The organism is Pseudovibrio sp. POLY-S9, assembly GCF_001431305.1.
Lineage (GTDB): Bacteria > Pseudomonadota > Alphaproteobacteria > Rhizobiales > Stappiaceae > Pseudovibrio.
In genome coordinates this window covers 140,952-158,477 of the sequence record NZ_LCWX01000122.1, presented here as the reverse complement: position 1 = coordinate 158,477, position 17,526 = coordinate 140,952, and the positions used below count along the sequence as shown (strand labels likewise).

General features: G+C 50.0%; 14 protein-coding genes. 8 read left to right on the top strand and 6 right to left on the bottom strand.

Going from position 1 to position 17,526, the window contains the following annotated elements; translation table 11 throughout:
* Both PPL9_RS33190 and PPL9_RS10255 read right to left on the bottom strand, forming a co-directional pair.
* On the bottom strand, window positions 1-193 hold a 193-nt coding region (locus PPL9_RS33190), incomplete at its 3' end, for a hypothetical protein (protein WP_208989285.1).
* A gap of 13 nt (window positions 194-206) precedes the next feature.
* Window positions 207-2,219 (bottom strand): hypothetical protein, encoded by a 2,013-nt coding sequence (locus tag PPL9_RS10255; protein WP_057462602.1) that lies wholly within the window; start codon window positions 2,217-2,219, stop codon window positions 207-209.
* Between the two features lie 297 nt (window positions 2,220-2,516).
* Between PPL9_RS10255 and PPL9_RS10250 the strand changes: the two genes are divergently transcribed.
* The 4 genes from PPL9_RS10250 to PPL9_RS10235 all read left to right on the top strand — a co-directional run bounded on the left by PPL9_RS10250 (window position 2,517) and on the right by PPL9_RS10235 (window position 8,753).
* On the top strand, window positions 2,517-2,963 hold the full coding sequence (locus PPL9_RS10250) for a helix-turn-helix transcriptional regulator (protein WP_057462601.1): 447 nt from the start codon (window positions 2,517-2,519) through the stop codon (window positions 2,961-2,963).
* 509 nt (window positions 2,964-3,472) lie between these two features.
* Window positions 3,473-4,537: a recombinase RecA gene (recA, locus tag PPL9_RS10245; protein WP_057462600.1), complete on the top strand. Its 1,065-nt coding sequence runs from the start codon at window positions 3,473-3,475 to the stop codon at window positions 4,535-4,537.
* A gap of 190 nt (window positions 4,538-4,727) precedes the next feature.
* A complete protein-coding gene (gene alaS / locus PPL9_RS10240; protein WP_057462599.1) occupies window positions 4,728-7,388 on the top strand; it encodes an alanine--tRNA ligase in 2,661 nt (886 codons plus the stop codon).
* 189 nt (window positions 7,389-7,577) lie between these two features.
* Window positions 7,578-8,753 (top strand): cyclic nucleotide-gated ion channel, encoded by a 1,176-nt coding sequence (locus PPL9_RS10235; RefSeq protein WP_057462598.1) that lies wholly within the window; start codon window positions 7,578-7,580, stop codon window positions 8,751-8,753.
* Here PPL9_RS10235 and PPL9_RS10230 read toward each other — a convergent pair.
* The 3 genes from PPL9_RS10230 to PPL9_RS10220 all read right to left on the bottom strand — a co-directional run bounded on the left by PPL9_RS10230 (window position 8,743) and on the right by PPL9_RS10220 (window position 12,447).
* Window positions 8,743-9,723: a glycerophosphodiester phosphodiesterase family protein gene (locus PPL9_RS10230; RefSeq protein WP_057462597.1), complete on the bottom strand. Its 981-nt coding sequence runs from the start codon at window positions 9,721-9,723 to the stop codon at window positions 8,743-8,745. The two genes, PPL9_RS10235 and PPL9_RS10230, sit on opposite strands and share 11 nt — an antisense overlap.
* Before the next feature lie 200 nt (window positions 9,724-9,923).
* The gene (locus PPL9_RS10225) at window positions 9,924-11,045 is read right to left on the bottom strand and encodes a hypothetical protein (protein WP_057462596.1); all 1,122 of its coding nucleotides are present in this window, start codon (window positions 11,043-11,045) and stop codon (window positions 9,924-9,926) included.
* Between the two features lie 184 nt (window positions 11,046-11,229).
* Window positions 11,230-12,447, bottom strand: coding sequence for an NADP-dependent isocitrate dehydrogenase (locus PPL9_RS10220; protein WP_057462595.1), 1,218 nt, complete (start codon window positions 12,445-12,447; stop codon window positions 11,230-11,232).
* A gap of 459 nt (window positions 12,448-12,906) precedes the next feature.
* Between PPL9_RS10220 and fabF the strand changes: the two genes are divergently transcribed.
* Both fabF and PPL9_RS10210 read left to right on the top strand, forming a co-directional pair.
* A complete protein-coding gene (gene fabF / locus PPL9_RS10215; protein ID WP_057462594.1) occupies window positions 12,907-14,169 on the top strand; it encodes a beta-ketoacyl-ACP synthase II in 1,263 nt (420 codons plus the stop codon).
* A 226-nt stretch (window positions 14,170-14,395) separates the two neighbouring features.
* Window positions 14,396-14,986: a DUF2585 domain-containing protein gene (locus PPL9_RS10210; RefSeq protein ID WP_057462593.1), complete on the top strand. Its 591-nt coding sequence runs from the start codon at window positions 14,396-14,398 to the stop codon at window positions 14,984-14,986.
* An 88-nt stretch (window positions 14,987-15,074) separates the two neighbouring features.
* On the opposite strand, the gene PPL9_RS10205 is transcribed toward PPL9_RS10210, so the two are convergent.
* The gene (locus PPL9_RS10205; protein WP_057462592.1) at window positions 15,075-15,659 is read right to left on the bottom strand and encodes an HdeD family acid-resistance protein; all 585 of its coding nucleotides are present in this window, start codon (window positions 15,657-15,659) and stop codon (window positions 15,075-15,077) included.
* A gap of 294 nt (window positions 15,660-15,953) precedes the next feature.
* On the opposite strand from PPL9_RS10205, the gene PPL9_RS10200 reads away from it, so the two are divergent.
* Both PPL9_RS10200 and murI read left to right on the top strand, forming a co-directional pair.
* Entirely contained in the window at window positions 15,954-16,724 is a 771-nt protein-coding gene (locus PPL9_RS10200) for an RNA methyltransferase (protein WP_057462591.1), read from the top strand.
* A complete protein-coding gene (gene murI, locus PPL9_RS10195; protein ID WP_057462590.1) occupies window positions 16,724-17,497 on the top strand; it encodes a glutamate racemase in 774 nt (257 codons plus the stop codon). Before PPL9_RS10200 ends, murI begins: the two co-directional genes overlap by 1 nt.
* Window positions 17,498-17,526 lie beyond the last annotated feature (29 nt).

Sequence of the window (17,526 nt, the reverse complement as noted above, 5' to 3'; positions counted from 1 at the left end):
TCTGGCAATAATCCCCGCCGTATTCTTGCGAAAGATAATACAACGCCGTGGTTTTACCGTAGCCGGGTGGACTTACAATGTATGAAGGAAATGGCGACTTCATTGCACTCAAAATCGCTTGTCTTGTGCGCTCAACGGCTCCTATCTCTACGTAAGTGTCTGGATCAGGGACATATGGCCGCGATAGTATCATTTGTTATTCTCCACTAACTATTACCCGCTGAAGCAAGTGCGCGGCGAGCTGCGTCAATTTCGTCGATCTCTTCGTCTTCGTTGATGAACTCATTCATTTCGGGTGAAATAGGGTCGAGTGCTCGACCTGAACTGCGATGGGTTTGAATGCGAACAACGCCATCTGGTTCGTTTGGCTCTACCGGATCGAAGCTTTCGCCGTAAGCAATTAGCTTCTCTACCATGTCAACTTTGCCAACTGATTTTCCCATTTCGACTAAGTGTTTGTTGCGTGTGGACTTTCGATCTCGGCTTTCTACAGCGCCACGTGTGTCAAGCACGTGGAACGGAGTATCAGTCCTAGCTATGCCAATTTCATTGCCGTCTAGGTCTGTGATTAGTAGCTCTGAGAAGCCGTGGTATTTGGGGATATGAACAATGATCTTTTTGTCAAAATATGCGAGCAGTTTTTTGCAGAACCATTTGCGCCCAGCAACTTTGAAGGTGTGTCGATCAAGGACACGTGTTTCCTCTCTCGTAAAGACATACTTGGCGTCAGTCGGGTCCATGATGGTTGCTTGCCAACCACGTTGCACCCAAGACTTAAAGACTTGTGCAGGGGAACGCCCTTTTAAATGCTGTCCATCTTGAGGCATGTGCTCATAAGCTTGCATGAGCCCTTCAACGATTTTTACGAATGCCTCAAAACCTCCTTTAAAGACTGGGAGCTTTCCTATTTTCGGACTTTTGGGCGCATGGCGATTATCACCGATGTATCCTTCAATGTGTTGCATAAGTTGCTGGTTGAAGTCTTTGAACCAGCCCTCTACATGCTTTGCTGCAGCGTTGTATGGGGTTGCTCGTATAACGCGGTTTCTCTCTTCAGCGCTTGAAAAGACTTTTAGTTGCACGCCTAACTGTAAAAGGTCTTGGAGATCGTCAACAAAGTTATACTCTGAGCCATTATCTGCATAGATGTATTGAGGCACCCCGAAAGAAGGGTTGTTTAGCATGTCAACGGTTGCGGTTATTTGGTCAATGTTGCGCACGCTGCCACGCTTGTTGAAGAAGGCTAGGTGCCAGAAGACACGGCCTGTCGCGATGTCGTAAAACGCAAGGAGCTTAGGAGTTGCTGTTGTGCTGTCCTCTCTTTCGATGAGGACATTGATGTGATGCACATCCACTACAACAATCTTCATGGGTTCATCATCATTAGAAATGAAGCGTGTAATTCGTGCATTGTTGTCTTCACTTGCCTTGCGGTCACTGTTGTGAAGGTGAACAGCTTTAAATCTGCTCTGCTGTTGGATTAGTTTTTCTGGAACTTTGAACATTTCAGGTGAATTGAAATTTGCAACCGCTTCAAAGCCGTGCGCTAACGTCAAGTCTTTCAATTCTTTCTGACCAAGAATACGAACTTGCTTTAAGGTTGCTCCATTGGCGACAAGGGTTTGAATTTCTTTTGTTATTTTGCTCAGTATTTCTAGTTTTTTGTCATCGGATAACGAGACGTTGCTATCCCACGCTCTTGAAATGATGACCCGAGGTTTACCCTTGTCAGCCCTCGTTTTTGAGGCCAAGGAAAGATAAAGTTGGCCGCTATCTTCAAAGGTTCGTACCCATAGCTGAAGGGTAGATTTCTTAAGAGTCTTCCGCCGTCCTTGCCAGTCAACTACGTGCTGCCCACTAAGCCTATCGAACTCATTGGCGCGTCCAGCTGAGCCTTTAGTGTGCTCAAGTATTGGTCTAATCATACTTACTTTCCACTCATGCTCTTTAGATGCTGCTTGTCCTTCTGGGGGGGAATAAGCGCTTACAGCATTGCGCTTGCGTAACTCGTGAAAACGCTCTTGTAATTCGGTTGGAAGGCTGGAGACCTCTACTAGGTATTGTTTGCCACCTTGACCTTTCGAGCCTGTGACCATGCTCACGGCTAGCCTATTCTCTCTCCAAAGGTTGCCAGAATAGCACTTGGAAAGGGCTTCTCTTGCCTTTCTGTCAGAGATGTTCGCTAGCTTGGCAAACTCTGAGCAAACGATAGCGTTCATGAACTCAACCCTTAAGCTCAACTCCTGAAGCTTCTACAAGTCGTAGGATCAGTTCGCGTGCATTGTGAGAGTTGGTTTCTCCTTTAAGCGATTTTTCTGCGGTCTGACGGTTGACGCCATTTGCATTACACCATTTGTTCAATGATAATCCCTTGCTTACAAAACCAGCTCTAACTACGCAGTATAGGTCTGGTGATCCTGTAATAGTGAGTGTGATAGTGCGAGTAATGTCGGACATATTAAATACCTGTATTGGTGCATTTCATATAAAAATGCACCTAAATTGGTGCATTGTCAATGGATGAAATAAATGATCAGCTGGTGGCGCGCCTAAAGGCGACGATGAAGCTCGCTAAAATGTCACTCAAGCATATGAGTGAAAAGATTGGGCTGCCGTATCGTTCGTTACAGAATTATATGAGCGGAAAAACACGCTTGCCCGCAGATGTTTACGTGCTCATGTGCCAAGAGTTAGGTGTTGATAATCAATATGTTATGCAAGGGAATTTCCATCTTGAACGATGGCCCCTATATGACGCTATTTGGGTGTCACTGGATCGACACGGATACTGGCCCGAGTATGTCGTAAAAGCAGATGTCGAGTATGACGATTCCATCTCTGATATGTTGAGTGGCTACCTGCCTAAGAGGAAAAGACCGAAAAAGGTGATGGTTGAGAGAATGGTTGATGATGTACTTATGACCTACCATCAGGAGCGTGAAAGGTTGCTCAAAAAAGCGTAAAAGTCTGCTTTAGATTCTTTAGCTCTGCTGAAATATGAAATATGAAATGTTAATCAAGTTCAGGCGTTCATAGTGATGCCGACTTTTGTAAAGGGTCCTTAGATGGTCCGGGTTTGCTTCGGTTTGCTGAGCGCAAACCTACATGCAAAGATAAAAAAACACATGAAATCAGCATGTTGTGGAATTATGTTAGATTTGAGCTGAGAGGCACAGATAGACGTAAGGTTGAAAGGTGAAAGTGCAATATATTACAAGATCTTAAGAGGATTACGATCTAAAATAATTATTTTACGAATCCAAAATAAATTTTGCGGCTCCATTTGATTCCAGATGCGTTCCTCCAAACAGGTGTCGGGAAAAGTTATCTACATGTTGAACAATAGGAGAACACATTGAAATTAATCTATTTTTATTAGTTAGTTATCAGGTATTGCGAAGTTGGAACAAAATGAGTACAAATAACTGACTTTGAAACTACGCGTCCATCGTGGAATAAGGGATGAGAACGTATGGCACAAACTTCACTTCGCCTTGTTGAGGGCAATCAGATGGACAAGAATAAAGCACTGGATGCAGCGCTTTCCCAAATTGAACGAGCCTTTGGTAAAGGCTCCATTATGCGCATGGGCCAGGGGCAGGCCGTAGAAATCCAGAGCGTCTCGACTGGTTCTCTCAGTCTTGATATCGGTCTTGGAATCGGTGGACTGCCAAAAGGGCGTATCGTTGAGATCTATGGACCTGAAAGCTCCGGTAAAACCACGCTGGCTTTGCACACAGTTGCCTGTGCGCAGCAAGGAGGCGGAATTTGCGCCTTTATTGATGCTGAACATGCGCTGGATCCGATTTATGCACGCAAGCTTGGTGTGAATATTGATGACCTGCTCATCTCTCAGCCGGATGCTGGTGAACAGGCACTTGAGATCGCCGATACGCTGGTTCGCTCTGGTGCGATTGATGTGCTGGTGATCGATTCCGTTGCTGCGCTGACGCCAAAAGCAGAACTTGAAGGTGAGATGGGCGATTCGCTCCCTGGCCTGCAGGCTCGTTTGATGAGTCAGGCACTGCGCAAGCTGACCGCTTCCATTTCCAAATCCAACACCATGGTGATCTTCATCAACCAGATCCGCATGAAGATCGGTGTGATGTTTGGTTCGCCTGAGACGACAACTGGTGGTAACGCGCTCAAGTTCTATGCTTCTGTGCGTTTGGATATCCGCCGTATCGGTGCGATTAAAGATCGTGACGAAATTGTTGGTAACCAGACCCGCGTGAAAGTGGTGAAAAATAAGCTGGCGCCTCCATTCAAGCAGGTTGAGTTTGACATCATCTACGGTGAAGGCATCTCCAAAATGGGGGAATTGCTGGATCTTGGTGTGAAAGGCGGCATTGTTGAGAAGTCAGGTGCGTGGTTCTCCTACAACAGCCAGCGGCTGGGGCAGGGGCGAGAGAACTCGAAAACCTTCCTGAAAGAGAATCCTGAACTGGCGGATGAGATTGAACTTGCTATCCGACAGAATGCAGGTTTGATCGCTGAAGCGATTGATGATCCGGAAAAAGCTGCGGAAAACCAATAGAGTTTAGAGGGGCTGGATTTATCCAGCCTCTTTTTTTGTAGGGTTTTATGGACAGATTTGCTGCATATGGCTAAAACGCGGCAGATACTAATTTTTTGTTGCATCGTTTTTGATGCACATACCCTGCAATTTGGCGGCTGTGATTGTTGAAGTAGCTGCCCACTAGAAAACGAGACGGACATCAATACCTATGAGTGGCGTCAACGAAATTCGGTCGGCTTTTCTCGACTACTTTGCAAAGAACGGACACGAAGTTGTTCCTTCCAGTCCACTGGTGCCACGCAATGATCCGACATTGATGTTTACAAATGCGGGTATGGTGCCATTCAAGAACGTATTCACCGGTTTGGAAAAACGGGATTACGTGCGTGCAACATCTTCGCAAAAATGTGTCCGCGCTGGCGGTAAGCACAACGATCTGGATAATGTTGGCTACACTGCGCGCCATCACACCTTCTTTGAAATGCTGGGCAACTTTTCCTTTGGAGATTACTTCAAGGAAAACGCTATTGAGCTGGCGTGGAATCTGATCACCAAAGAATACGGGCTGCCGGCTGACAAGCTGTTGATCACCGTTTATTCGGAGGATGATGAAGCCTTCAGGATCTGGAAGAAGCTGACCGGATTTGCTGATGAGAAGATCATCCGCATTCCGACCTCGGATAACTTCTGGGCCATGGGTGATACCGGTCCTTGTGGCCCATGCTCCGAGATTTTCTACGATCACGGCGAGCATATCTGGGGTGGCCCTCCAGGATCTCCTGAGGAAGATGGTGATCGCTTTATCGAGATTTGGAATCTCGTGTTCATGCAGTACGAGCAGCTGCCAGAAAAGCGTATCGATCTGCCGCGTCCATCCATCGATACTGGCATGGGTCTTGAGCGTTTTGCTGCGATTATGCAGGGCGTGCATAACAACTATGAGATCGATCTCTTCAAGGCGTTGATTGCAAGCTCTGAGCATCTCACTGGTGTTGAAGCTGTTGGCAAAGCGCAGGCGAGCCACCGGGTGATTGCAGATCACTTGCGGTCTATGGCCTTCCTGATTGCTGATGGTGTTCTGCCGTCCAATGAAGGTCGTGGTTACGTATTGCGACGCATCATGCGCCGCGCGATGCGCCATGCAAACCTTTTGGGTGCGCAAGAGCCGGTCATCTTCAAGATGCTGCCTACTCTGGTTCGTGAAATGGGTCAGGCGTTCCCTGAGCTTCCACGTGCTGAAAAGCTTATTGAAGAGACTGTTCAGCTGGAAGAAAAGCGTTTCATCAAAACTCTTGAGCGCGGTCTTGGCCTGCTGGAAGATGCGACCAGTTCTCTGGGCTCCGGTGATCAGCTTGATGGTGAAACAGCGTTTAAGCTGTATGACACCTTTGGCTTCCCACTCGATCTGACACAGGATGCATTGCGTAGCCGTGAGATTGCGGTTGATACCGATGGGTTCAATACTGCTATGGAGCGCCAGCGTGCTGAAGCGCGTGCGGCGTGGTCAGGTTCCGGTGATGCTGCAACCGACGCCATCTGGTTCTCCATCAAGGAGAAAGCAGGCGCGACTGAGTTCCTCGGTTATGAGACTGAGAAGGCAGAAGGCGTTGTTTTGAACCTTGTGAAGGATGGTGAAGAAGTTACTTCTTTGAAGCAGGGTGAAGAGGGATCCTTGATCCTTAACCAGACACCGTTTTATGGCGAATCCGGTGGTCAGGTTGGCGACTGTGGTACCATGGTTGCAGATGGTGTTTCCCTTGCTGTCACCAACACGCAGAAGAAAGCTGACGGCCTGTTCGTCCATTTTGTTCGCGTTGAGAGCGGTGAAGTTAAGGTGGACGATGCGCTTGAGTTGGTTGTTGACCATTCTCGCCGTAGTGCCATTCGTTCCAACCACTCCGCAACGCACCTGGTTCACGAAGCATTGCGTGAAGTGCTTGGTACTCACGTTGCTCAGAAGGGCTCTCTGGTTACGCCAGAACGTCTGCGTTTTGACTTTTCGCATCCCAAGCCTGTCAGCGCTGAAGAAACGGTACGGGTTGAGGCTCTGGCCAATGAGATCGTGCTGCAGAACGGTGCTGTTGAGACTTCTTTGATGGAAGTTGACGAGGCGATCGAAGCTGGCGCGATGGCTCTGTTCGGTGAGAAGTATGGCGATGAAGTCCGTGTGGTTTCCATGGGTACGGCAACCACTGGCGAGAAAACCGGAAAGTCTTACTCTGTGGAACTTTGCGGTGGTACGCATGTGAAGCGCACTGGTGACATTGGTCTTGTGACTGTTGTTTCTGAAGGTGCTGTTGCTGCTGGTGTTCGCCGTATCGAAGCACTCACTGGTGATGAAGCACGTAAGTATTTGGCAGAGCAGGATGCGCTGATGCGTGAAAGTGCTGGTTTGCTTAAGGTTGCTGCAGCTGACGTTCCTGCTCGTATTGCAAGCTTGCTGGATGAGCGTAAGAAGCTTGAGCGTGAACTGACGGACGCGAAGAAGAAACTTGCGATGGGCGGTGGCAGCTCTGATGGGGATGCCGGTGTTACTGAAGCGGGTAAGTTCAAGCTTATGGCTCGTGTTCTTGAAGGCATCAATCCGAAGGATCTCAAGTCTGTTGCCGATGAAGGCAAGACTGCGATTGGTTCCGGTGTTGTTGTGCTGATCAGCAAAGCGGAAGATGGAAAAGCTGCGATCGTTGTTGGCTCGACCAAGGATGTGAGTGAGACAGCCAGTGCGGTTGAGCTTGTTCGCATTGGTTCTGCTGCTCTTGGTGGTCGTGGCGGTGGTGGCCGTCCGGACATGGCGCAGGCTGGAGGCCCAGATGCAAGCAAGGCTGATGAGGCGATTGCTGCGATCAAGGCTCACCTTGAAACGCTTTAATACCGAACCAAAGATCTAAGAGTTGCAAAGGGGGGATTTAATCTCCCCTTTATTTTTTGCCAGTTACTTTCGCTGGGTGCCTCTTTTTGCGATTTGCGTGGGCCTGTAAAATGGTGAAGGGAGGTTTATTGCTGTTGGGATTGCTTTATCTGTTTCTTCAAGTGCCCGGGAATTTTATTGGGGGCGTTGGTGGCACACTCCATCAAGTTGAAAGTTTATAATCTGCTGGAGCGCAGCAGTGCTGGTAACCGGCTTGCCAAGCAGATTGATGCTATTCTCATCATCTTTATTGTTGTGAATGTGGGACTTGCTGTCCTTGAGACGGAGCCAAGCATCGGAGAAGTGTATGTCTGGCAGATCTTTCTGCTGGATTTCATTGCTGGCTCAATCTTTGCCGTTGAATATTTATTGCGGCTTTGGGTTTCAGACCTGCATCCTCCTTTGAGGAAATATGGTTCGCTCAAAGCGCGTGCTGTTTATGCGATGCAGCCGCTTTCGCTGGTTGATTTTGTGGCTGTTCTGCCTTTCTGGCTTTCGTTGTTCTTCACCAGTATCAGTTGGAAATCGCTTGTTATTTTGCGTCTGTTGCGATTCTTGAAGATCGCGCGATACTCGCCTGCTGTTCGCTCTCTTATTTCTGCAGTGGTTGCTGAGCAGAGGGCGATTGTTGGCAGTCTTGTGCTGATTTTCGGGGTTGCTCTCGTGTCTGCAACGCTGCTTTACAGTGTTGAGCATGCCGCGCAGCCGGAGCATTTTGGTACTATTCCGAGTGCATTGTGGTGGGCGTTTTCAACTCTCACTACGGTTGGTTATGGTGACGTTGTGCCTGTCACAGCGATGGGTAAAACCATTGCCAGTCTGGTGATGTTGATGGGGTACTGCCTGTTTGCGCTGCCAGTTGGAATTGTTGGCACTGCGTTTGCGCGTGAGATCCATAGCAGAGATTTTGTGATCACCTGGGGTATGGTGGCCACCATACCGCTGTTTGAGCGCCTGTCTGCGATTGAGATCGCTGCAGTGACGGAGCTTTTACATTCGCACAGTGTGCCTGCTGGACAAACCATTTGTGAGAAGGGCGAGGATGGAGACAGCCTTTACCTGATTGCATCTGGTGAAGTGGAAGAAGTGTTTTCTGACCACCGTATTTTACATGGTGAGGGTGAGCATTTTGGCGAGGCATCGTTGTTTGCTCACCGCAAGCGAACGGCCAGCGCTGTTGCGCGAACACCCGTTCAGCTCATGGTCCTCAAGATGGAAGACCTGCGCCGCTTCATGGACCGTAAACCGGCTATAGCAAAGAAGATTATTGATGAAGCCATTGATGAGCGGAAGAGCCATCATACGGATGTGGAGTTCACTTCGTAATCTGGCCTTGGATGTACGGTGCGAGCACTTCGATTTTGTCCGTCCAGATGTATCCGTCGAAACTATCTGGCACCGCAGCAAGTTGTTCCGGTGTGTCTATGCCGCCACCGACCCCCTGTAATGTGAATGGGCCGGATGCGATGACCTCGCTGCCATATTCTTTGAGCCTTTGCTGGAACTTATGCGGCCAGCCCCATACAGCCCATGTGTAATTTGAGGGAACGCCGATGACCGTGCCTCTACACTCTTGCGGGACGTAACCACTCCAGCCGAGAGCAATGTATGCTTTTAAGCAGGCTTTGGTTTGGCGTTTGTCGAAGCCTACGATTTCCTCCGCGCTGTCTGCAATGCTCCAGGTGGGGGCGGATGCCCCATAGACGCCCCAGACTTGCGCTTTCCACTCAGGGTGCTTGTCAAGCTTCTCCTGCAGGAGTTCTGCCGAGAGCAGTTCTTTCTCCTTGAAGTTGATCAGGAATTTCTTGCCGGGAAGAGCACGGAAAACCTCTTCAAGTTCTGGCATTGCACCTATGCCGGTTCCTCTTAGAGGGTAGGTTTCTCCGCCATCTGCGGTGTAGCCATAGGCGATGTCCAGTGCTTTGAGTTTTGCAAGTGAATGAGATCTGGTGATGCCCAGTCCATTGGTGCGGCAATCCAGTGTCCAGTCATGAAAGACGGCAAGTTTGTTATCTGCGGTTGGATGTACATCCAGCTCGACAATATCTGCGCCAGCTTCAAATGCAGCCCGCATGGAGGCAATTGTGTTTTCCAAAAAGGAATGGGTAGGCGTGTTAATGCGCTCTGCTGTGCAAGTTTGGTTGGTCAACTCGTTGCGATGATAGGTCTGGTGGACGCCGCGATGAGCAATGAATCTGGGTTTGCCGGATGGAGTTTGGCTTGAAAGCCATGAAGCGTTGTAGAGATAGACCCCAGCAAATGCGAGGAGGAGCAGCAGAACAATCTTTTTAAACATAAGAGGCGCCGGATTGGAAACAGTGACCGTCCGCCTAGGTTGAAAGCGTAATGTGTTCTCACTTAGGCGTTGTTTTGGCGTACTCAAGATTTCGGCAGCGAGGGGCCGGTGAAGTCATGGGGAGCTTTGCGGCAATCAGGCAGATGCATGTCGAGATCTGGCAGGGAGCGTCAGAGCGGCTGTTCCGCTCCCTGTGAGCCTTATTGGTCTGAAGCGCAGCTTAGGGTCACTTGCTTATCTGCGGGGGAGTAGAAGTAGTTGCAGTGTTCGAAAAACAGCTGACCGCTGTTAAATAGCATCGGGCTAACATCCTGATGCCCTAAGGACCATCTGGCTGAGTGGCCGAGAGCCTGATTGCTCCCATAGCTTAGTGTCACCAGCGGTTCTTTGCTTTGCTTATTTACGTAAAGCTGCATCTCATAGTCTGACGTTTCAATCTGTCCGCTGTTAGGGCTGGTAGTGCAACACGGAGGCGTGGTCTTAGCTACTGAGACTATTCCATATGAAATACCAGTATCGGGGAGAACGCGGGTTGGTTGGGGACCGGTTGGCGGATAAACGACCTCGCCATTGGATTTGCTTGTGATTGCAAAGGGGAGGATAGGTGCGACCAAAGCCGTTGGATTTGTTGGTGATGCCGATAATGGAAGCGTAAGCGTTTTGCCCAGATTGGGGAGCGGGTTTTGAGTGGATGCCAGATAGACATCTATGCTGCTGTTGTTTGAGTACGTGCTTGTGAGGGCATAATTCTGGTTCTCGAAAGGGACGCCGTTGTCGTCTACCAGGTTAAGGAATGGATTTGTGGGATTGGCTTGATCTGCATCCACCTGGGAAATGCCATGGGGACTGTCAAAACCAACTCCCATCATGAAAACCTTAGGGTTGTGGTTACAGGTGGGGGCAGGTGTCTTTGAGCAGGTGGGCTTGTTCTTACTGTTTGGGCAATGCTGTACGGCGGCAAAGACCGGAAAGTTTTTGAGGTGTTTTGTAAGAGCCTTACCGGGCGTGCCAAACGAGAGATCACGATTGATTATGTATCCAGCATAGGTGTTCCCTGAGCTGGAGTAGGACAGGGTTGAGCAGGTGGAGCTGGCCAGCTCTCCAGCTGTGGGAATAAAAAAGCCAGCGGAGCCAACGATGCCGGTTGATCCTGTATCCATCACAAAGATCGAGTTCTTTTCTTCTCCTGATGGGGCTGTTGTTTGTATTTCCAGCTGGAAATACGGGCCAATTTTCTTGGCGGTTATGGCGTCATTATCCTGAGCTTGAGCAAAGTTTGCCAATCCCGCGCCGAGCAGTAACAGTAAGAGTTGTGGTTTCATCGACTGGATCCTTTTTGATTACGGTAGGGCCGTATTCGTGAAGGATGCATTGTTCGGTACTCCCTTGATTTAAAGGGAGTAGCAGACTTTCAATCGGTTTGCCCGACTGGCCTACGCAATTGTTTCGCCCACAAAAAAGGGTGCCTGGAGGCACCCTTTTCATAAATCAGCGCTTTGGCAGAACTTACGCAGCCGCCATAGCTTTCTGAAGGTTTTCGTCGACTTTGTCGAGGAAGCCAGTGGTGGTGAGCCACTTCTGTTCTGGACCTACGAGAAGAGCCAGATCTTTGGTCATGTGACCGCTTTCAACTGTATCGATACATACCTGCTCAAGAGTTTCAGCAAACTTCTTCAGCTCAGCGTTGTCGTCGAGTTTCGCGCGGTGCGCAAGGCCACGGGTCCATGCAAAGATAGATGCGATGGAGTTTGTGGAAGTGTCTTCACCTTTTTCATGTTGACGGAAGTGACGGGTCACTGTGCCGTGTGCAGCTTCTGCTTCAACGGTTTTGCCGTCTGGTGACATGAGAACGGAAGTCATCAGGCCAAGGGAACCGAAGCCCTGTGCAACGGTGTCGGACTGAACGTCGCCGTCGTAGTTCTTACAAGCCCAAACGTAACCACCGGACCACTTCATGGATGCAGCAACCATGTCATCGATGAGACGGTGCTCGTACCAGATTTTTTCTGCTTCGTACTTCTCTTTGAACTCAGCGTCATAGATTTCCTGGAAGATATCTTTGAAGCGACCATCGTATACTTTGAGGATGGTGTTCTTGGTGGACAGGTAGCAAGGTACCTTACGGCCAAGAGCATAGTTCATGGAAGCACGGGCGAAGTCGCGGATAGAATCATCCAGGTTGTACATCGCCATTGCGATACCGGCTGAAGGAGCATCGAATACTTCGTGTTCAATCTCAGCGCCGTCGTCACCAACGAATTTGATGGACAGCTTGCCTTTGCCAGGGAATTTGAAGTCAGTCGCGCGGTACTGATCACCATATGCGTGACGGCCAACGATGATTGGCTGTGTCCAGCCTGGAACCAGACGTGGAACGTTGGACATGATGATTGGCTCGCGGAAGATAACGCCACCCAGGATGTTACGGATGGTGCCGTTTGGAGAGCGATACATGCGCTTCAGGTCGAATTCTTCAACGCGTGCTTCATCTGGAGTGATGGTTGCACACTTAACGCCAACGCCGTGTTCTTTGATTGCGTTTGCAGCATCAACAGTGATCTGATCGTCTGTTGCGTCGCGGGACTCAATGCCGAGGTCGTAGTACTTCAGATCGATGTCCAGGTAAGGATGGATCAGCTTGTCCTTGATGAACTGCCAAATGATGCGAGTCATCTCATCGCCGTCGAGCTCGACGACTGGATTTGCTACCTTGATCTTCGCCATATTAGTAGACCTCGTGTTTTTAGGTACATGAAAATGGAGCCTGAAGCGGCTCGAATTGCCATGTGTATACACATGTGCGCAATTTAATGCCAGTGGAAATGCTAGCTCGGTTGGCTTGTAATACCAAATTCGTATGCTGCACAGAAGTGGTGTTTGCTAACAAACTGCAATTTCAACTGTATTTGCTCTCATGCATGGTGTGAGATGCTGTCCATAATCTTGCTGTACCTTTCTCCTTTCCGAGTGGATTGTCGATCATTCTGCTTAGGGCGTAAAAACTGATTACTCCGCAATCCCAAGATGTTATCCACTATGAGTTGCAATTGTGCAGTTTGTTCTTAACTCTCAAAACATATCCAATTACTCTGGCGACCTGATGGCGTCATAATTGGGACGCGAGCATTTTGTAGAGCGCGCAGGAGTCGGTTGCTGCGTTCTTTGACTTAGGAGTAAGGGAAGATGCGGATTGTTGTAACCGGTATGGGGGTTGTTTCGCCCCTAGGTGTTGGGATCAACCCGTTTTGGAAGAGACTGGTAGCTTCTGAAAGTGGTATTCGCGCTCTTACCAGATTTGATGGAAGCGAGCATGCTTGTCAGGTGGCAGGACAGGTTCCAACCATCGACGAAGATGAATTTGGCTTTGATGCCAGTGTTGCTATTCCTTTTAAAGACCAGAAGAAGATGGATTTGTTTATCCATTATGCTCTGGTTGCAGCCAAAGAAGCCGTTGAGCAAGCTGGCTGGCGTCCTGAAACGGACGAAGAGAAGGAGAGCACCGCGACGATCATTGCATCCGGAGTTGGTGGCTTTCCAGCGATGACCGGAGCTACACGCACCGTTGAGACCAAAGGTCCGCGGCGTCTGTCACCGTTTATTGTACCGAGCTTTCTTGCAAACCTTGCAGCGGGTCAGGTTTCGATTGCCAATGGGTTTAAGGGCCCGTTGGGAACGCCTGTGACCGCATGTGCTGCCAGTGTGCAGGCCATTGGTGATGCGGTGCGCATGATCAAGAGCGGTGAGGCAAGTGTTGCCCTTGCTGGCGGTGCTGAGGCTTGCATTGATGCTGTCTCGTTTGCCGGCTTTTCTGCTGCCCGTGCGCTGTCGAGCGGGTTTAATGATGAGCCTAGCAAAGCCTCTCGTCCCTTTGATAAAAACCGTGATGGATTTGTCATGGGTGAGGGGGCTGCGATGTTGGTGATTGAGACGCTTGAGCATGCCCTCGCTCGCGGTGCGACACCGCTTGCGGAGATCCTGGGGTATGGCACGTCAGCTGATGCCCACCACGTAACGGCTTCTCCTCCGGATGGCGCAGGTGGGCAAGCTGCGATGCGTAAGGCCTTGAAGCAGGCAGGGATTAATCCTGACGACATTGATTACATCAATGCCCACAGTACATCCACACCAGTTGGGGACGCTGCAGAGATTGCAGGCATTCAGGCTGTGTTTGGAGATCGTGGGAAAGATCTGGCTGTTTCTTCAACCAAATCGGCGACGGGGCACCTTTTGGGGGCTGCCGGTGCTCTTGAGGCAATCGCTTCTATTATGGCACTGCGGGAAGGTGTGCTTCCTCCGACACTGAATCTGGAAGAGCCGGATGATGAGGCTTCCCAGTTCGATCTGGTGGCGAATGCGTCCAAAGAGAAAGACCTGAAATATGTCATGTCCAATGGCTTTGGTTTTGGCGGGGTGAATGCCTCTGTGATCTTTGGAAAGCCGAGCTGACAGCTGGCGACAACATAGTTTTGGAAAAGGCTCAGGGGTTCTCTGAGCCTTTTCTTTTTGCCACATTGTTCTTTTAGCTGCACATTACTGACTTAATTCAACTCACGTTTCTTGTGGTTTTCGTTGATTGATTTAGGCGTTGCTTATATACGAAGGCTTGTTTGAAGGTCCTGTTCATCCTTCGCGGATAAGATTTTAGTTCCTGCTCATTTTGAAAGTTTGATTGATGCTCAACCGTTTGAACAACAAGCACTATGCTTTGATCACCGTTTTGTTGCTGATCGCGACTGCCGCTATCCTTCTTGCTATGGGGCGGGAACCAATCTGCAAATGTGGGGTGATCAAACTTTGGGCGGGCAACGCCAACAGTGCTGATAGCAGCCAGCATATCTCTGATTGGTACACGCCGTCTCACATCATCCACGGCATGCTGTTTTATGCTTTGTTCTGGTGGATGGGCCGTCTCTTTACGGGTGGGCTAGGCTGGCCAATGGGCTTTCGGCTGGTTCTGTCGGTTATTGTTGAGGCGACATGGGAGCTTGTCGAAAACTCCAGCTACATTATCAATCGTTACCGCGAAGCGACTATCGCCCTCGATTACTTTGGCGACAGTGTTCTGAATTCCGTTTTTGATATTATCTGGATGATGTTCGGGTTCTGGCTTGCTGCACGGTTGCCGGTCTGGCTGACTGTTGTGCTCATTCTTGCCATGGAACTGATTGTTGGAGCGATCATCAGGGACAACCTCACACTCAATGTGATCATGCTGGTTTATCCGTTGGATGCCATCAAAGAATGGCAGATGCAGGCCTATTGATTACAAAATTGTGCCGCGCTCATTTTAGATTGCGCGGCACGCTGTTTTTTGAATTCAATCTTCCGATCAAGTTCTCATTTGAAGCGCATTATGCTTTCTTATGCGCGGCCAGCGCGATGGCCACATAACTCCAGCCGTTGAACATGATGGAAATGCCAGCCACAAGGCCCAGAGCCCAACCGGTTGAAGCAGGGAAGTCGAGCAGGATCATCAAGCCAGCTGCGATTGCTATGACGCCAGAGGCCAGAATCCAGCCCCAACTGGTGTGAGGTCGTAAACGGAATGAGAACAGCGCCTGTGCAATGCCTTGCGCTATGAAGACAGCGGAGAGCACGAGTGTCAGCGCTTCTGTGCCGGCGACAGGGTTATAATAGATTGCTACCCCACCAACCAGCGCGATGATGCCGACCAGTGATTGCCCGAGGAAGCCTCCCCATTCTTTTACCTGCATGGCGTGCCAAAGTTGAAGAACCCCGACGACTATCAGAACCAATCCAATAACCAGTGCTACTGCGATGGAGGACGCGTATGGTATGACCAACACAATCGTACCACCAATCACCATCAGTACTCCGAGCACCAGAAACTTCAACCAGTTGTCACGCACTAACTGCGTGAGGTCCGGGACATTTGGAGGCGGGGTGCCACCTGCGTTGGGTTCTTGTCCAGACATTGTCGTCGGGGTCTCCTTCGTAGAGGGTCATGCCATTCAGAGGCTGCATTGAAATGGCTAACACTCTAGGTAACAGCAAAACACAGCTTTACTCTTGATTGAATTCGCCGAATTTTACCCTCTTTACGTGATTGGTCAGAGTTCCTACGCCATATCATGTGACTGAGGTGCAGGTGGTGACTTGTCGCCGAGGGAAAACAGCAGGCTTATTCTGATAGGAATTTGCGTTTGCTGAGACGGCTGGGAGGCAAAACGGCTCTGGTAATTTCCGGTGTGATCGGCTAGAGGATCCGCATGTCTGAAAGCACTCCTGAAACAAACAATGCCATTCCTCCTGTTGTCGTTCTTTGTGAACCTCAACTTGGCGAAAACATCGGTATGGTTGCTCGTGCTATGGCCAATTTTGGTCTGCACGACCTGCGCCTGATCAACCCACGCGACGGTTGGCCGAGTGAAAAAGCACGCTCAGCTTCCAGCCGGGCACATCATGTTATTGATGCAGCACGGGTTTTCGACAGTGTTGAAGATGCTGTTGCCGATCTGAAACTCGTTTTTGCAACGACTGCACGTAGCCGTGACATTCCAAAACCTGTTGTTGGACCTGATGAGGCCGCGACTGAGAGTGTTGCCCAGGGCGTACGCGGGATCCCGTCCGGTTATATGTTTGGCCGCGAACGCTGGGGCCTGAACAATGACGAGGTGGCGCTTGCAAATAAGATTGTGACCCTTCCGGTTGATCCAACCTACGCGTCCTTGAATATTGCCCAAGCTGTTCTGGTATGTGCCTATGAATGGCGCCGTGTGGCGACTGCTGGTGCACTGCCTTTCTCCTTGGACGATTATGATGGAGAGCTTGCAACACAAGAGTCCATTCAACGGATGTTTGAGCATCTGGAAGCAGGGCTGGATTCTCGCGGGTTCTTCCGTCCTATTGAAAAGAAGCCAGTAACAATTCGTAGGCTGCGCAACATCTTTCAGAAAGCAGATCTCACCGAAAATGAAGTGCGTATCATGCGTGGTGTGATTTCCTGCTTTGAGAAGTATGGCGTGAAGGACAAAGATTGATGCTGACCGGCTCCCCAGTCGTTCCATTTCAGCAAATGCATATGCGGGCGGATACGTCTGGTCGTGTGTTGGTGTTGGATAGTGGTGTCGGGGGGCTGTCGGTGCAGCGTGAGATCAAGCGAATGCTTCCTGATGCTGCATTGTTGTATCTGGCGGATCGTGCTGCTTTCCCTTATGGCGACTGGGATGCGGCGGCACTGCGTGAGCACATCTGCGCATTGGTGCAAACTGTCAGTGAGGCGTGGCAACCGAGCGCGGTTGTGGTGGCTTGCAATACGGCCTCGACGCTTGTGCTCAAGAGCTTACGAGAGATGTTGAGCGTTCCTGTGGTTGGGACTGTTCCTGCTATTAAGCCTGCTGCAGAACAAACACAAAGCGGCGTTTTTGCAGTGCTTGCAACGCCGGGGACTGTGAAGCGCGACTACACGCAGGATCTGATCATCGAGTTTGCGGCTGAGCACCATATTGCACTTGTTGGGGCGACTGGTCTTGCTGCACTTGCAGAAGACAAGCTGGCAGGCCGCGCAGTTGACCTTGATCGCTTGCGGCAGGAAGTTGCTCCTTGCTTTGTCGAGAAAGACGGCCAACGCACCGACTGCGTTGTGCTTGGATGCACGCACTATCCTTTTTTGCAGGAAGAGATGGAGCTGGTGGCTCCCTGGCCGGTAACGTGGATTGACCCTGCACCTGCGATCGCCAGACGGCTGGTTCAGGTCGTAGAGCCGAAATCTGTGGCGACTGGGTGCGAGGATCTGTTTTTCCTGACCAACTGAGGTTCTCTCTTGTAAGCGTATAGGTTGCT

Excerpts from the sequence above, each read along its gene's own strand:
- PPL9_RS10255 (WP_057462602.1), bottom strand. The coding sequence starts at position 2,219 with ATGAACGCTATCGTTTGCTCAGAGTTTGCCAAGCTAGCGAACATCTCT.
- PPL9_RS10250 (WP_057462601.1), top strand. The coding sequence starts at position 2,517 with ATGGATGAAATAAATGATCAGCTGGTGGCGCGCCTAAAGGCGACGATG.
- recA (WP_057462600.1), top strand. The coding sequence starts at position 3,473 with ATGGCACAAACTTCACTTCGCCTTGTTGAGGGCAATCAGATGGACAAG.
- alaS (WP_057462599.1), top strand. The coding sequence starts at position 4,728 with ATGAGTGGCGTCAACGAAATTCGGTCGGCTTTTCTCGACTACTTTGCA.
- PPL9_RS10230 (WP_057462597.1), bottom strand. The coding sequence starts at position 9,723 with ATGTTTAAAAAGATTGTTCTGCTGCTCCTCCTCGCATTTGCTGGGGTC.
- PPL9_RS10225 (WP_057462596.1), bottom strand. The coding sequence starts at position 11,045 with ATGAAACCACAACTCTTACTGTTACTGCTCGGCGCGGGATTGGCAAAC.
- PPL9_RS10220 (WP_057462595.1), bottom strand. The coding sequence starts at position 12,447 with ATGGCGAAGATCAAGGTAGCAAATCCAGTCGTCGAGCTCGACGGCGAT.
- fabF (WP_057462594.1), top strand. The coding sequence starts at position 12,907 with ATGCGGATTGTTGTAACCGGTATGGGGGTTGTTTCGCCCCTAGGTGTT.
- PPL9_RS10210 (WP_057462593.1), top strand. The coding sequence starts at position 14,396 with ATGCTCAACCGTTTGAACAACAAGCACTATGCTTTGATCACCGTTTTG.
- PPL9_RS10205 (WP_057462592.1), bottom strand. The coding sequence starts at position 15,659 with ATGTCTGGACAAGAACCCAACGCAGGTGGCACCCCGCCTCCAAATGTC.
- PPL9_RS10200 (WP_057462591.1), top strand. The coding sequence starts at position 15,954 with ATGTCTGAAAGCACTCCTGAAACAAACAATGCCATTCCTCCTGTTGTC.
- murI (WP_057462590.1), top strand. The coding sequence starts at position 16,724 with ATGCTGACCGGCTCCCCAGTCGTTCCATTTCAGCAAATGCATATGCGG.